This window comes from Fusibacter sp. 3D3, assembly GCF_001748365.1.
Classification (GTDB): domain Bacteria; phylum Bacillota; class Clostridia; order Peptostreptococcales; family Acidaminobacteraceae; genus Fusibacter_A.
Genome location: NZ_BDHH01000008.1, coordinates 127,434 through 142,290 on the forward strand (window position 1 = coordinate 127,434; position 14,857 = coordinate 142,290).

A 14,857-nucleotide genomic window follows, 5' to 3' on the forward strand; every position below is an offset into this window, starting at 1 on the left:
CGCTATCTCGCTAGTGATAATACCATATAAAGCGATGCTTTTCAAGTGGGATACACGATATTGTTAAGGAAAAGTTTACAATTGGCCTCCATATTCTTTGCTCAAAAATGGTATAATCTAAAAATCGGGTAATCACTAAAGTAGAAAGGAATAAATCATGACCCCCTATTACGAAAAAGTTTATGCGCTACATAACTTTGATTTTAATGCACACAAACATGTCAAAACAGTGACTTTACTTAATTTTTTACAAGACATCTCCACCTGTCATTACAATGCAGTGGTGGGAGGCAATGCAGAAAATGCCGTTTGGGTAATTGTTGAATGGGACGTTCATTTTAGAGCGCCGATTACTAAAGTTCAAACTTTAACGGTTAAAACGAAGCCCACGTATTTTAGAAAATTTATCGCCTATAGAGCCTATGAAATTGTGGATGAAAGTGGCGTGGTCGTGGTAACAGCTGTTAGCAAATGGGCCTATATTAATTATGAAACTCGAAAACAAATGGTGATCCCTAAAACACTCTATGAGGTCTTTGATGTGCCAGAAAATGCTGATAAACCTCTAAAACTGGAGCATATGGATTTTAAGATTGAGTTAATAGAGCCGATGTCCTTTAGAAGCTGTTTTTCAGATATCGATATTAACCAACATGTGAACAACGTCTCTTATCTCAGATGGGGCATAGACAGTTTGCCCTATGAATTTATCGCGAAGAGTTCTCCAAAACGCTTACAAGTTTATTATAAAAAGGAGATCTTTATAAATGATGTTGTTCGTGTTCTAACCGATTTGATGGAGAAAGAAACAAGACAAATGATTCAAAATAGTAACAGTGAAGAGTGCGTTAAAATAAGAATGCTTTGGAAATAGCGTCAATGTCATCAAGATGTCATCACATTGTAAGTTGAATGTGATTGACATCTTTTTTTGTATTTGATACGATGAAATGCTTCAAACTCTTTTTCACTTTTATCATCCCTTTTGGCATGGTGAACTATGTGCCGATGCAATTTTTACTGGGGCAAGCGCATTCAGTTTCTATTGCTTATGTATTTGCACCTCTTTCTGGTGTTTTGTTTTTACTCCCAAGTTTTTTAATATGGCAATTTGGCGTTTCTAAATACAAATCGACGGGTTCTTGAGTCGTGTAAGAGTCGCCACATAAAAAGTAAAATAGATTTTAAAAGTTCTAAGGAGGTTAGCATCTATGTGGTGTTAGCCTTTTTTTACATCTAAAAATCACCCAGTGGGTGATATAAATTTATAAAAAGACATTATAAAATAGAATTAAGTATTTTCAAATAATCAAGTAAATAGGGTTTTAATAGTGAGGAATAATAAGGAAAGTGAAAGGGTGGAGCATATGAACAAAGCAACTATGAAAAAGTTTATATCGATGGGACTGGTTTTAACGCTGCTTATCGGTTTAACAAGTGGAGGTCAAATGGTATGGGCGGACTCAGCAGAGAGTGATTTCACATTTGATTCAGGCACAGGGACCATAACAGGTTACACTGGTGCAGGAGGGAATGTGGTTATTCCGTCAACAATAGGCGGGGTGGCTGTTGTGGCAATTGGAGAAGATGTTTTTAATTCGAATATCGGAATAGTCAATGTTATCATTTCAGAGGGCGTGGAAACGATTGGCCCTCGAGCATTTACAAATTGCTATGCTTTAAAAAGTGTATCTCTTCCAGAAAGTGCAACGCGTATAGGCTATAATGCTTTTTACAGCTGTTTTGCGCTTTCGGACATAAATATTCCGAATTCGATTACAGAAATACCAATTGCTGCATTTGGTTATTGTACACTATTAGAACGTATAACATTGCCAGACAATTTGGAGAGCATTGAAGCAAGTGCGTTTATAGGCTGTGATAATCTTAAAAGCATCATATTCCCTTCAAATTTAACCAGCGTAGGGAATTATGCGTTTAAGGATTGCACTTACCTAAGACAAGCCGTATTTACAGGTAATGAACCTATAACTTTTGGAACAAACGTTTTTTCTAATACAAATGATACGTTTGAAATTCTATACGAATCAACTGGTAGTGGCTTTACGACACCAACATGGAAGGGTTATTCAAGTAGCGCTTATGATTCTACAACAACTTATAGTTTGAATTATGATGCAAATGGTGGGACTGGCAGTATGCCTGGAGTCAATGGGCTGCACACAGGTGATCTTGTCACTGTGGGTATCAATAATAACCTTATTGTCAAGGCAGATTGGCAGTTTGTGAATTGGAATACAAAAGCCGATGGCACGGGTGTCGCTTATTATGGAGATCAGATCGTACCAGTGGGCAATAAAGAGATAACGTTGTATGCGAAGTGGGAAAGGTTGCATTCTATCAATACCGATACAGTGTTACATGGGTCGATCACAGTGGACAAGAGTAGAGCCATTAGTAAGGATGAAGTAACTATAACAGTGACACCGGATGAAGGGTGGAGTTTAAAAGGCATAAATTTTAAGAATCCGCTTACAGGTGATCTTTTGGATATAAGACTCATCATAACTGAAAATTCTGGCGCAATAAAGTTTTTTGATATGATCGATGAGGATATACTTGTGACAGCTGAATTTATGCAAGGCGAGTTCACATATGAAACCACCTCTGATAGTGCGATTGCGATAAAGCATTATCAAGGCATCAAGAGTGATGTTGTAATACCGCGCGAGATTGACGGGAAACCTGTGACAAAAATAAGCACGCTTACATTTGGCATGATGATGTATGTTAACTCTATAAGAATACCAAACAGTGTCAATGAAATTGAGGAAGCTGCTGCGTATGATTGTGGCAATCTCAAATCTGTGTTTTTTGAAGGCAATGCCCCCGAAATGTTTAAAACGGATAGTTTTTTTTACTCAGATCCCGCTTTTGAAATTTACTATGTAGCTGGAAGTACTGGATTTACAACACCGAATTGGAATGGATATTCAACGGTTGCCATTTTACCTTCTGATATAATAGCCGCAGATAAGGCATCAATTACCGTAGGATACACAGCTGGTGATAGTGCAACGGCAGTTACACAAAATTTGAGGCTGTCATCAATAGGTGCAACTTACGGTTCAGATATCACATGGTGTTCAAGCGATACCTCTGTTATCAGTAATGATGGCATTGTAACACGTCCAGCATATTTGAGTGGCGATGCCAATATCACTTTAACTGCAACTGTAAATAAAAATAGCACGATGGATACTCAAACCTTTAATCTTGTTGTTCTTAAACTGCCATTTGAAGCAAGTACGATCACCTTCGATAAAAACGGTGGTGATACAGAGGTGAGCCCAATCACAGTGGTAACAACATCTGGCTCCAGTGTAACTGTTCTGCCAACAGCACCTACAAGATTGGGCTATACTTTTAACGGATGGAATACAGCCGCAGATGGTACTGGCATGGCATTTACGGCATCCACAGTAGTGGATTCTGACATCACGGTTTATGCACAGTGGGTTCAAAATAGTGATTCTTCTTCAGGGAATAACTCTGGCGGAAGTTCAGAAAGTGGCTCATCAGGCGGTGGTACACCAACGACTGGTACGAGCACACTTGCGACAGGAAACGCTACAACAGATAAGACTGAAACCGTAGGCAATATCACCAAAGCAACAACCGTTGTAAAGGCTGTTGAGAGAAATGGTAAATCAATTGCATCACCAACGAGCGCACAGATTTCAGATGCTGTTAATAAGGCAAAAGAGATTGCAAATACAAAAGGAAGTGGCACAAAAGCAGTTGTTGAGATTGAAATAGAAAGTGCAGCATCAACGACTTCTGTATCTGCAATACTACCAAAGACAACAATGTCAATGCTCTTAAAGGGTTCAATAGATGCGCTTTCGATCAAAAACAGTGTTGCTTCGATTACATTTGATCAAGCGGCAATTAAGACCCTTTCAAGTGGCGTTACAGAAGATATCGCTGTTAATATCTCAAAAGTGGATAATGTAGCCCTTTCTGAAGCCTCCCAAAAAAGGGTTGGAGATAGACCTGTTTATAATTTCAGCGTAACCAGTGGGAATCAAACGATCTCTCAATTTGGAGGAGATGTAACAGTGTCCGTACCCTATGCTTTGGGAACTGGTGAAGATGCAAATGCCGTTGTCATCTATTATATTAACGCTCTAGGTCATCCAGAGCTTATGAGTGATTGTATATATGATGTAAAAACAGGTATGATCACCTTTAAAACAAATCACTTTTCAAGTTATGCGGTGGGATACAATAAAGTCAACTTTAATGATGTTGCAGAAACAGCTTGGTATGCAGATGCAGTTACCTTTATCTCAACTCGAGATATAGCAAATGGCACAGGCGATGGCAATTTTAGCCCTAATGCAAAACTGACAAGAGGACAGTTCCTTGTGATGATGATGAAGGCTTATGGCATTTCAGCGGATGAAAATTCAAAAGAGAATTTCTCGGATGCAGGAAGCACTTACTATACGGGTTATTTAGCAGCAGCTAAAAAACAGGGGATTGCAGCTGGTATTGGCAATAACATGTTCGCGCCAGAGAAGAATGTCACAAGACAAGAAATGCTTACATTACTTTATAATGCACTAAAACAAATAGAGGCATTGCCAGCGGTCGGGACAGCAGGTGCGGATTCGACACGCTATACAGATGACGAAATTGTCTCTTGGGCTAAGGTGCCTGTGACTTTATTAGTTGGATCAGGCGCAATTGATGGCATTGAAGGGCGAGTAGGCCTAACAGAGCCTACCACGAGAGCAGAGATGGCTCAAGTACTGTATAACTTACTCACTAGAAATTAAGAACACTTTATTGAGGGTATATTTTTCATATAAAAACAGATAGCATCAGGCTTAACAACATTGGCAACCTGGCTATCTGTTTTTAGTTACTAATTGTAATTTTGGGGTGGTAGAATTAAACTGGTTACGCACTGTATACTAACTGTGAAATAAGTGTTACACTAATGTGTAATTGGTAACACTTGTTTCACAGTTTTTTAGCATTTAGGAAACACTTTTGTTTCTTTCTTGTAGAAAATTACATAAAAATTAGAATCAATAAGCCAGTCTATCCAATGACTGGGACGAAATTCGACTCGAATCGGGATTATTGTTTTTAGAATTGGATAGCATTGGCACATACTTTGCGACTATAAATAATGGTTAGGGTGTAAAATCCAGTAACTGTAACAAAGGCGTATCCAAGATGTTATTTTGTGAGGAGTTTACATGATTAAGAAAAATGAGATGTTACTTGAGAACTGGGAATCTTTTGTAAGCACAAGGCAGCTAAAATCTAATGCTGTAAAAGACGAAATTTATAAATCGTGGCTTAGATGTAAAGATTACGGCGTTGATCCGTCGAATGATTCTAGGCATGCATCATTAAGTAAAGAAGCATTTGATGAGTCGTTGAAAGAAAAGGCATATTTAATTAAAATTGCACATCCTTTTATGTTGAAGCTCTATAAATTTGTAAAAGGAACGGGGTTTGTGGTGGTTCTTGTCAACGAAGAAGGCTATCTTTTGGAGCTGTTTGCAGATGAAGATGTCTGGCAAAATCCAGTTACGAAAAACTTCTTCTTAGGCGCAAGTTGGCAAGAAGAAATTGCTGGGAGCAATGCAATAGGAATCGCTATGTATGAGCAAGCACCTGTTCAAGTATCGGGTGCAGAGCATTATTGCAAAAAACATCATGACCTTACTTGTTCTGCAGCACCTATCTTTGATGTGAATGGAGACCTACTCGGTATTGTAGACATTTCTGGTCCTTTTGAAGCTTCGCACGGTCATACACTGGGCATGGTTGTGGCCACAGCTGAGGCTATTATGGCACAACTTAGAATAGAAAATAAAAACAGACAGTTGGCACTTGCAAATAAAAAATTGCTTAACTTTTTTAACATGGTTTCAGATGGTGTCTTAATCGTAGGTGAAGAGGGTGCGATATCAGAAATGAATCCTGCGGCTGAGGTGATTTTAAGAAGTGAGAAGAAAGAAACTCTAGGGATGTTGATTCAAAATATGGTAAGTCCAAGATACAGTTCGCCTGGCAGTGGTTATTTCTATTTGAAACAGTGTTCCTATACGGAAGGGGTTATTCATACGCCAAGTGGTCAGTTTGATTGCATTATCTCTTCTGAACCCATTTATAATGAAAAAGAAGTGTTGGTGGGGAGTTTTATTACTTTAAAACAGGTTAAACAAGTTCAAAAACTTTTAAATCGGTTTGGAGGCTATACGGCCTCACTTCAATTTGAAGATATTATTGGCAGCAGTTTTGAAATAAGAGAATCCATCCGCCTTGCGAATCTCACGGCGATCAACAATTCAAATGTGTTGCTTACAGGCGAAAGTGGAACTGGAAAAGAAATATTCGCACAAGCCATTCACAATAAAAGCTCGCAATCAAATGCGCCCTTTGTGTCCCTCAATTGTGGTGCAATTCCAAGAGAACTCATTGGCAGTGAACTATTTGGTTATGAGGAAGGTGCTTTTACAGGTGCAAAGAGAGGTGGAAAGCCAGGGAAGTTTGAACTTGCAGCAGGTGGCACTCTTTTCTTAGATGAAATAGGAGATATGCCTTTAGAGCATCAAACCGTACTCTTAAGAGTTATTCAAGAAAAACAGATTGTTCGTATTGGCGGGGATAAGATGATTTCTGTCAATGCACGCTTGATCTGTGCAACTAATAAAAATCTATTTGAAGAAGTGGAAAAAGGCAGTTTTAGAAAAGATCTTTTTTATAGACTCAACGTCATGGCGATTATGATACCGCCTCTAAGAAATCGTGTAGAGGATATTCCACTGCTTTTTAGACATTTTTTGAATAAACTGTGTAACGATAGAGAGCGTACTGTGCGTGTGGATCGTTCGGTCTATGAGTATTTGAAACAGTACGCATGGCTTGGTAATGTAAGAGAACTTCAAAATGTGGTTGAACGTGCTGTAAATCTAGCTGAGAACGGCATCATATTTCCTCAACATCTTCCAGAACGCATTCAGAATTTTCAAGAGATGCCTTCTACAGAGCAAAATGTGGTTGGCGAGAACTTAATGGAGTGTCGTATCCTCACTAAGGAAACTGCTAGGGAGACGGAAAAAAATAGACTTATGGAACTGTTAAACAGGCATGCGGGAAATGTCAGTCGTGTGGCGCTTGAAATGGGGCTTTCTCGTAAGACGATTTATAATAAAATGAAGCTTCATGAGCTCTATAAGTGAAACAAGTGTTACCTACATGAGTAAAAAAGTGTTACCTTACACGCTGAGGTAACACTTTTTTTATTTGAAAAAAGTAAAAATAATTTTCAACTTCATTCCAGTTGAATTTAAGCTTGAACTTTACTTGAATCTTCTATACTAGCTGATAGCGATATCACAATCATAAAAATGATCTTAAAAGAAGCATATTGTGTTTCAAAATACTAAAAAAGGGGGATGCCATTTTCATTTTGGCATCCCTCTTGCGTATAGAATAAGATGACAAAGGGTATTGAAAATCGCCTCATGTTTCGTTAACTGTGTTTTGCAGTTATTACGGTAAAAAAGGAATACAGGAATAAAAAACACTCTCAAGCAGAGCGCTGGATTCCTTTCCTGCGCTCTTTTTTAGATTTTGATTTAGATTTTGAAGACATTCTCAATGGAGGTAGCTGATGAAGTGTGTACCAGTGGAACAAGCAATAAACATGGTGTTGTGCCATGATATTACAGAAATTATTCCTGAAAAGAGAAAAGGCCCTGCGTTTAAAAAAGGCCATGTGATTTCAGTGGAGGACATTCCTAAACTATTGCGCTTAGGAAAAGAGAACATCTATATTTGGGAAATTAACGAAGATACTTGCCATGAAAATGAGGCAGCAAAAAGAATTTCAAGTGCCATTACAGGCAGTGGCATTGAACTTACAGAACCCTCAGAGGGCAAAGTTGAACTTAAAGCCACCGTGAGGGGCCTTTTAAAGATTAACCTAGATCCCTTTGTCGATATAAATTCAATTGAAGAAATGGTACTGGCATCGATACATTCTAACCAAGTGGTAGAGGTAGGTCAAACGCTTGCTGGCTGTAGAGTTGTGCCATTGGTAATCTCCAAAGATAAAATCATAGAAGTCGAAAAGATCGCCAGTGATCACTATCCGATCGTGCAGGTACTTCCTATTTTCAAGAAAAAGATTGGCATAGTCACCACTGGGAGTGAAGTATTTAAGGGTCGAATTCAAGATAAGTTTGGTCCTGTGGTGAAGGCAAAAATTGAGAAACTCGGTAGCGAAGTGATTAGGCAAATCATCTCAGATGATGATATCGATATGATTGCGGCTGCCATTCATACCCTTATAGATGAAGGGGCTGAGGTGATCGTTACGACAGGGGGGATGTCAGTCGATCCCGATGATGTGACACCTTCGGGGATTAGAAAAGCCGGTGGCACTGTGATCACTTATGGGGCGCCAGTACTGCCGGGAGCGATGTTTATGCTGGCTGATATTAAGGGTGTTCCTGTAATGGGACTTCCAGGCTGTGTCATGTATGCCAAGAGCACGATCTTTGATCTCGTATTGCCAAGAATTCTTGCGGGTGAAAAAGTGACAAAGCGTGACATTGTAACTTACGGACATGGGGGTCTTTGCACGAAATGTGAGCCATGCAGATTCCCGAATTGTTCATTTGGAAAAGGGTTTTAATAAAAACAAAATGGCGATAGGAGGAGGGTCGTAAAGGTTGTGTTGTTTTTTACTATAAAAAAATTCATTTAGGAGATGTAACATGGAGAAAAAAGTTCTTATTGTAAACGGATTACCAAGAACCATGATTGTTGATTCAGATGTATCGCTTGCTTCAGTATTGCGTGAGCAATTATTACTTACGGGTTGTAAAGTGGGTTGTAATCAAGGAGAGTGTGGCTCTTGCTCTATCATCATGGATGGTAAAGTTGTAAGGTCTTGTATCGTTAAGATGAAACGTGTACCTGCAGAAGCAAAGATTACAACAATTGAAGGCATTGGTACTTCTGACAATCTTCATCCACTTCAAGTGGCATGGATGGCATATGGTTGTGCACAATGTGGTTTCTGTAGCCCAGGCTTTATCTTATCAGCGAAAGTTCTATTAGAAGAAAATACAGATCCTACAAGAGAAGAGATTCGTGCTTGGTTCCAAAAGCATAGAAATGCATGCCGTTGTACAGGTTATAAGCCATTAGTAGATGCTGTTATGGCAGCAGCTAAAGTTTTAAGAGGTGAAATGAGAAAAGAAGATCTTCTCTTTAACCCAACAGGTAATAAAATTTATGGGACCACATATCACAGACCATCAGCAGTGAGTAAAGTTACAGGAACATGGGATTTCGGTGCTGATGTTGCATTACAAATGCCTGCTGGAACACTTAGGATGGCACTTGTACAAGCAGAAGTTTCACATGCTAATATCTTAGGCATTGATACCTCTGAAGCTGAAAAAATGGAAGGTGTCTACCAAGTCATTACGCATAAAGATGTCAAAGGAAAAAATCGTATTACAGGTTTGATCACTTTCCCTACCAACAAAGGCGATGGTTGGGATAGACCAATTTTATGCGATAAAAAAATATTCCAGTTTGGTGATGCAATTGCAATTGTCTGTGCAGATACAGAAGAGCATGCACAAGCAGCAGCTAAAAAGGTCAAAGTAGATCTTGAAGTTTTACCGGCATATATGAGTGCGCCAGCAGCAATGGCCGATGATGCCATAGAGATTCACGAAGGCACACCGAATGTTTACTTTGAGCAAGGCATCGTAAAAGGCGAAGAGATAAAACCGTATTTTGATCAGGCAGCAGCAATTGTTGAGGTGAATACTTACAGTAGCCGTCAACCACATTTACCCCTTGAGCCAGATTGTGGAAATGCATACTTCGATGAAGAAGGCAGACTTACAATTCATTCAAAATCTATTGCACTGCATTTGCACCATGCAATGATTTGTCCAGGGATTGGTATTGAACCCGACAAATTAAGATTAGTGGCAAATCCAACAGGTGCAACTTTCGGTTATAAATTTAGTCCGACAAATGAAGCCCTTTTAGGCGTCGCATGTCTGGCAACTGGAAAACCTGTATCCCTTAACTTTAATATGTTCCAAAACATCACTTATACGGGTAAAAGATCTCCAGGTTTTGTGACGTGTAAACTGGCAGCTGATAAAGACGGTAAATTACTGGCAATGGAAACAGATTGGACAATCGATCATGGGCCATATTCAGAATTTGGTGATTTATTAACACTTCGCCAAGCACAGTTCACAGGTGCTGGCTATGATATTCCTAATATTAGAGGTATGGGCCGTACAGTTTGTACCAATCATGCTTGGGGTTCTGCATTTAGAGGTTATGGTTCACCACAAGCATTCTTAGCTTCTGAGATTGCAATGGATGAACTCGCTGAAAAATTAGGCATGGATCCACTTGAATTGAGATATAAAAATGTTTATAGACCAGGAGCAACGACGCCAACACAACAGATTCCAGAAGTTTTCTGCTTCGAAGAAATGCTGGATACACTTAGACCGCTTTGGCAAGAGGCTAAAAAGAGATGTGCTGAGTATGATGTGCCAGGTAAAAAACGTGGCGTTGGCCTTTCTTTAGGCATTTATGGTTGTGGCCTTGACGGACCAGACAGCTCAGAAGCATGGGTAGAGATGACACCTAACGGCGTTACAGTGGGTAGCTCTTGGCAAGATCATGGACAAGGTGCTGACCTTGGTACATTGACACATGCACATGAAACACTTAGACATGCAGGGTATCGACCAGAACAACTCAAACTTATTATGAATGATACTGCATTCACCCCTAACAGTGGCCCATCGGGTGGCAGTAGACAAAATGTTGTCACTGGAAATGCAATCCGTGTTGCCAGTGAAATGCTTTTAAATGCCATGAGAAAATCAGGCACTAAAGAAAAGGGTGAGTACAGAACTTATGATGAAATGGTTGCTGAAAACATACCACTTCGTTATGACGGTAAATGGGCAGCTTCAATGTGTACGGACTGTGCACCAGATACTGGTAAAGGCGATCCGTTCTCAAATTATATGTATGAACTTTTCATGCCAGAAGTTGAAGTTGATCTTGAAACAGGGAAGGCAACTGTGGTTAAATTCACAACCGTTGCAGATATTGGGACGATAACCAATAAGGCAACTTGTGATGGCCAAATCTATGGTGGGTTAGCACAAGGCATTGGTCTTGCACTTACTGAAGACTTTGAAGACCTTAAAAAGCATACAACACTCACTAAATGTGGACTTCCGTTTATTAATGATATTCCGGATGATATGCAAATTATCTATAATATATCACCTCGTCAAAGTGGTCCATACGGCGCATCTGGTGTTGGTGAAGGGCCTTTAACAGCACCACATCCAGCAATATTAAATGCAATTTACAATGCATGTGGTGTCAGAATTTATGCAATACCTGCTTTACCAGCCAAAATTAAAGCAGGTCTTGAAGCAAAAAAAGAGTCTTGCAGTTGCTGTGATTAACAAAGCTTATGCCTATAATTGAGCAATATCATAATGAAAAATAACCTCTTAATAATTCAGGGCGGTAATCTGAAAAGTGCCGTCCTGAATTTTCAATAAAGAAAAGTAGGTGTGATATGGACCAGATTTTACTTAGAGAACGTGAAGGGCTTTGCACACAAGAAAATCCACCCAGATGTACAGCAGAGTGTCCTCTGCATGTGGATGTTAAAGGCATTGTCCGTGCTATCCAAAAAGAAGATTATAAAGGTGCTTATAAATTATACAGTAGATCAGTCCCCTTTCCGAACATCCTCAGTCATATATGCGAAGCACCCTGTATGCATAAATGTTTGAGAAATGAACTTGACGAATCGATTCTCATCGGAGAACTTGAAAAATATATCGTACTAAAGGGGAGGTCCTCGGGACCTTCTAAAATACTTTTACCCCCTGAGAAACCGCAGAGTATCGCTATAGTAGGGGCGGGGATCAGCGGGTTAACAGTCGCTAAAATTTTAAGACTTAAAGGATACAAGGTGACGGTCTTTGAAAAAAGCAATGGTCTTGGTGGACAGCTAAAGCAATATAAAGAAGAAGTATTGCCTGCTTCTATTCGAGATGAAGCGTTTGAAAATTTGAAGAAGATTGGGATAGAAATCAAACTTGAACATGCCATAGGGCAGGAAGGTTTTTTATCATTAGCATCACTTGGTGAATCCTATTCAGCAATCTATTTAGATGTTTCAATTGCAGAACTTGATGCGGTGGTTGGTGAGAGAGTCCAAAATTTGATCTTTGATCCACTAACCTATGAGATTTTAGAGGGCGGTGTTTTTGCGGGAGGGTCTTTATGCGGTAATCGTGAGGGCTATCTCCCTGTGCGCTCCATCTCCGATGGCAAAAGAGCAGCGAACTCTATTGATCGTTATTTCCAAAAGGTTTCTTTAACAGCGAATCGAGTAGGTGAGGGCAGTATTGAGACAAAGCTCTTTACCAACATAGAAGACGAAAACGTCACTAGGGCAATTCATCCTAGTGATCCAATCCATGGCTACAACCAAACAGAAGCTGAAGCAGAGGCAAATCGTTGCTTATTATGTGAGTGCCTTGAATGTGTAAAAGCCTGTGAATATATGAAACACTATAAAGGTTATCCAAAACGTTATTTTAGAGAGGTTTATAATAATCTCTCCATCGTTATGGGCATACACCATGCCAATAAGATGATCAATACTTGTAGTCAGTGTGGACAATGTGCACAGATTTGTCCAAATGGTGCAGATATGGGATTGGTGTGTAAGGAAGCCAGAGTCCAAATGGTTGAGACCAATAAGATGCCACCTTCCGCACATGATTTTGCACTTAGAGATATGGCATTTAGCATAAGTGATCATTTTGCATTGATGAAAAGGCCACCTGATCACGCTAAAATAGCAACCCTTTTTTTCCCAGGATGTCAATTGTCAGCATCTGCGCCAGAACATGTTGAAAAAATATACCCTTGGCTTTGTGAAAATATACCCGGTGGCACAGGTTTAATGCTCGACTGTTGCGGGGCACCAGCACTTTGGGCAGGTCGTAAAGATCTGTTTGACGAACGCATGGCTCATATTAAAAAGACCTGGCTTGCAGAAGAAAAACCTAAAATTATTACCGCTTGCCCAAGTTGTTTTTCAGTCTTTAAAGTACATCTACCAGAGATAGAAGTAGAAATGCTCTATACACTGTTAGATGAAAAAGACTTTGTGACTATGGGTGATCGAGTGATTGAACCTCAAAAACTTGCAGTTCATGACAGCTGTAGTACGCGGCTTGAAAAAGAACTTCAAAATAGTGTCAGAAATCTTTTGAGAAAAGCGGGTCATGAAATTGTGGAGCTTAAGTACTCAAAAGACAAGACCACATGTTGTGGTTATGGTGGTCTTATGATGTTTGCAAATCGAGAAGTGGCAAAAGCAGTCATTGATGCTAGAGTAAATGAAGCTTCGGAGGATTATGTTGTTTATTGTGCCATGTGCAGAGATAATTTTGCGGGGCAGGATAAGAGAACCTATCACTTGCTAGACTTGCTCTTTGGAGAAAATACAAACGCCTATCCTGTGAAAAAAGGGCCTGATTTTTCAGATCGACATGAGAATAGAAGTAGACTTAAAAGGCAGCTTCTCAAAAACATATGGGGGGAATCCCAAGAGGAGGTTGAAAGCAAAGTGAATCTAATCATAACAGATGATGTGAGAGCGATCATGGCAAAGCGCAATATTTTAATTGAGGATTTGATCAAAGTGATCGCACATGTGGAAGAAACCGGACAAAAAATGTGGAATGCCACTAAAGAGACTTACGTGGCTTATTACAGACCTGTTGCGGTGACATATTGGGTTGAATTCACCACTTCTGATGAGGGGTATCATATCCTAAACACTTATAGTCATAGATTAGAAATTGAAATATAGGAGGTTATCTATGTCAGCATATACAAGTGAAGATCAGTCTGAAATAATTTGTTCAGTGTGTGGCGAAAAGATGAAACTTGGGAAGTTGACCTTATCTTATTTAGGCAATAACTTTCCGGTGGAGCTCAGCAAATGTGAAAAATGTGGTCTTGTGTATATCCCTGAGGATTTAGCACTTGGCAAGATGGAACAAGTTGAAAAAACGTTGGAAGACAAATGAAAAATTGTTATGAAACCTATCCTTTTTCTGAAAAAAATATAAAAGTGATGAGGCCTGGCGGGGTAGCACTAACGGATGAAATGATATTGGCGTGCGGTTTAGACGAATCCGCTAAGGTATTAGATGTGGGCTGTGGGATTGGTACGGTAGTTCATCACTTGAGATCAAAATATGGGTATGATGTCATGGGCATTGATTGTTCTCCAATCCTAATTCAGAAGGGCCTTATAAACGTGCCTGGGTTGTCCATAAAGGTGGGCAATGCAGAAGACTTGCCCTATTTAGAGAGCACTTTAGATTGTATTTTAATGGAATGCACTTTATCTGTATTTCAGAATCCACAGCAAGTCTTAAAAGAAGCTTATCGGGTGATGCAATCAGGTTCTAAACTTGTGATTTCAGATGTTTATTTGAAAGAACGGTCATGTCCGTCTTCTATTAAGTCTTCTGTTAAAACAGAGAAAGAAGTGAAACAACTGATTAGGACTCAAGGCTTTAAAATATTAAAATGGTCTGAAAAAACACCTCTTTTGCACAGTTATATAGCAGAAATGATTTGGAATCAGTCTGGAGATCAAAAGTCGGGTTTCCTTTCTGAGTTTTGTTCACTTACAGGTGTTTCGGGTTTAAAACTGGGTTATTTTAGTTTAGTTGCTGAAAAATGAAAGGGAGGA

9 protein-coding genes are annotated in these 14,857 nt (G+C 39.5%); all 9 read left to right on the forward strand.

The genetic code is table 11. The features are described from left to right. The first annotated feature begins 157 nt into the window (after window positions 1-157). Entirely contained in the window at window positions 158-874 is a 717-nt protein-coding gene (locus F3D3_RS11000; protein ID WP_069873887.1) for an acyl-[acyl-carrier-protein] thioesterase, read from the forward strand. 71 nt (window positions 875-945) lie between these two features. Further along, window positions 946-1,146, forward strand: coding sequence for an ABC-2 family transporter protein (locus F3D3_RS11005; protein WP_175438353.1), 201 nt, complete (start codon window positions 946-948; stop codon window positions 1,144-1,146). A gap of 221 nt (window positions 1,147-1,367) precedes the next feature. Then, window positions 1,368-4,805 carry a leucine-rich repeat protein gene (locus tag F3D3_RS11010; protein WP_069873890.1) on the forward strand — a complete coding sequence of 1,146 codons (3,438 nt, stop codon included), beginning with the start codon at window positions 1,368-1,370 and terminating at the stop codon, window positions 4,803-4,805. 429 nt (window positions 4,806-5,234) lie between these two features. Next, window positions 5,235-7,229, forward strand: coding sequence for a sigma-54-dependent Fis family transcriptional regulator (locus F3D3_RS11015; RefSeq protein WP_069873891.1), 1,995 nt, complete (start codon window positions 5,235-5,237; stop codon window positions 7,227-7,229). A gap of 434 nt (window positions 7,230-7,663) precedes the next feature. After that, complete coding sequence (locus tag F3D3_RS11020) at window positions 7,664-8,689, forward strand: molybdopterin-binding protein (protein WP_069873893.1); 1,026 nt, start codon at window positions 7,664-7,666, stop codon at window positions 8,687-8,689. A gap of 82 nt (window positions 8,690-8,771) precedes the next feature. Continuing rightward, window positions 8,772-11,528, forward strand: coding sequence for a molybdopterin-dependent aldehyde oxidoreductase (locus F3D3_RS11025; RefSeq protein WP_069873894.1), 2,757 nt, complete (start codon window positions 8,772-8,774; stop codon window positions 11,526-11,528). Window positions 11,529-11,644: 116 nt separating this feature from the next. Continuing rightward, complete coding sequence (locus F3D3_RS11030; RefSeq protein WP_069873896.1) at window positions 11,645-13,963, forward strand: pyridine nucleotide-disulfide oxidoreductase/dicluster-binding protein; 2,319 nt, start codon at window positions 11,645-11,647, stop codon at window positions 13,961-13,963. A gap of 70 nt (window positions 13,964-14,033) precedes the next feature. Further along, window positions 14,034-14,183, forward strand: a complete 150-nt coding sequence (locus F3D3_RS11035) for a DVU_1557 family redox protein (protein WP_374700073.1) — start codon at window positions 14,034-14,036, stop codon at window positions 14,181-14,183. After that, window positions 14,180-14,848 carry a DVU_1556 family methyltransferase gene (gene trsM / locus F3D3_RS11040; protein ID WP_069873901.1) on the forward strand — a complete coding sequence of 223 codons (669 nt, stop codon included), beginning with the start codon at window positions 14,180-14,182 and terminating at the stop codon, window positions 14,846-14,848. Before F3D3_RS11035 ends, trsM begins: the two co-directional genes overlap by 4 nt. The last annotated feature ends 9 nt before the right edge of the window (window positions 14,849-14,857 follow it).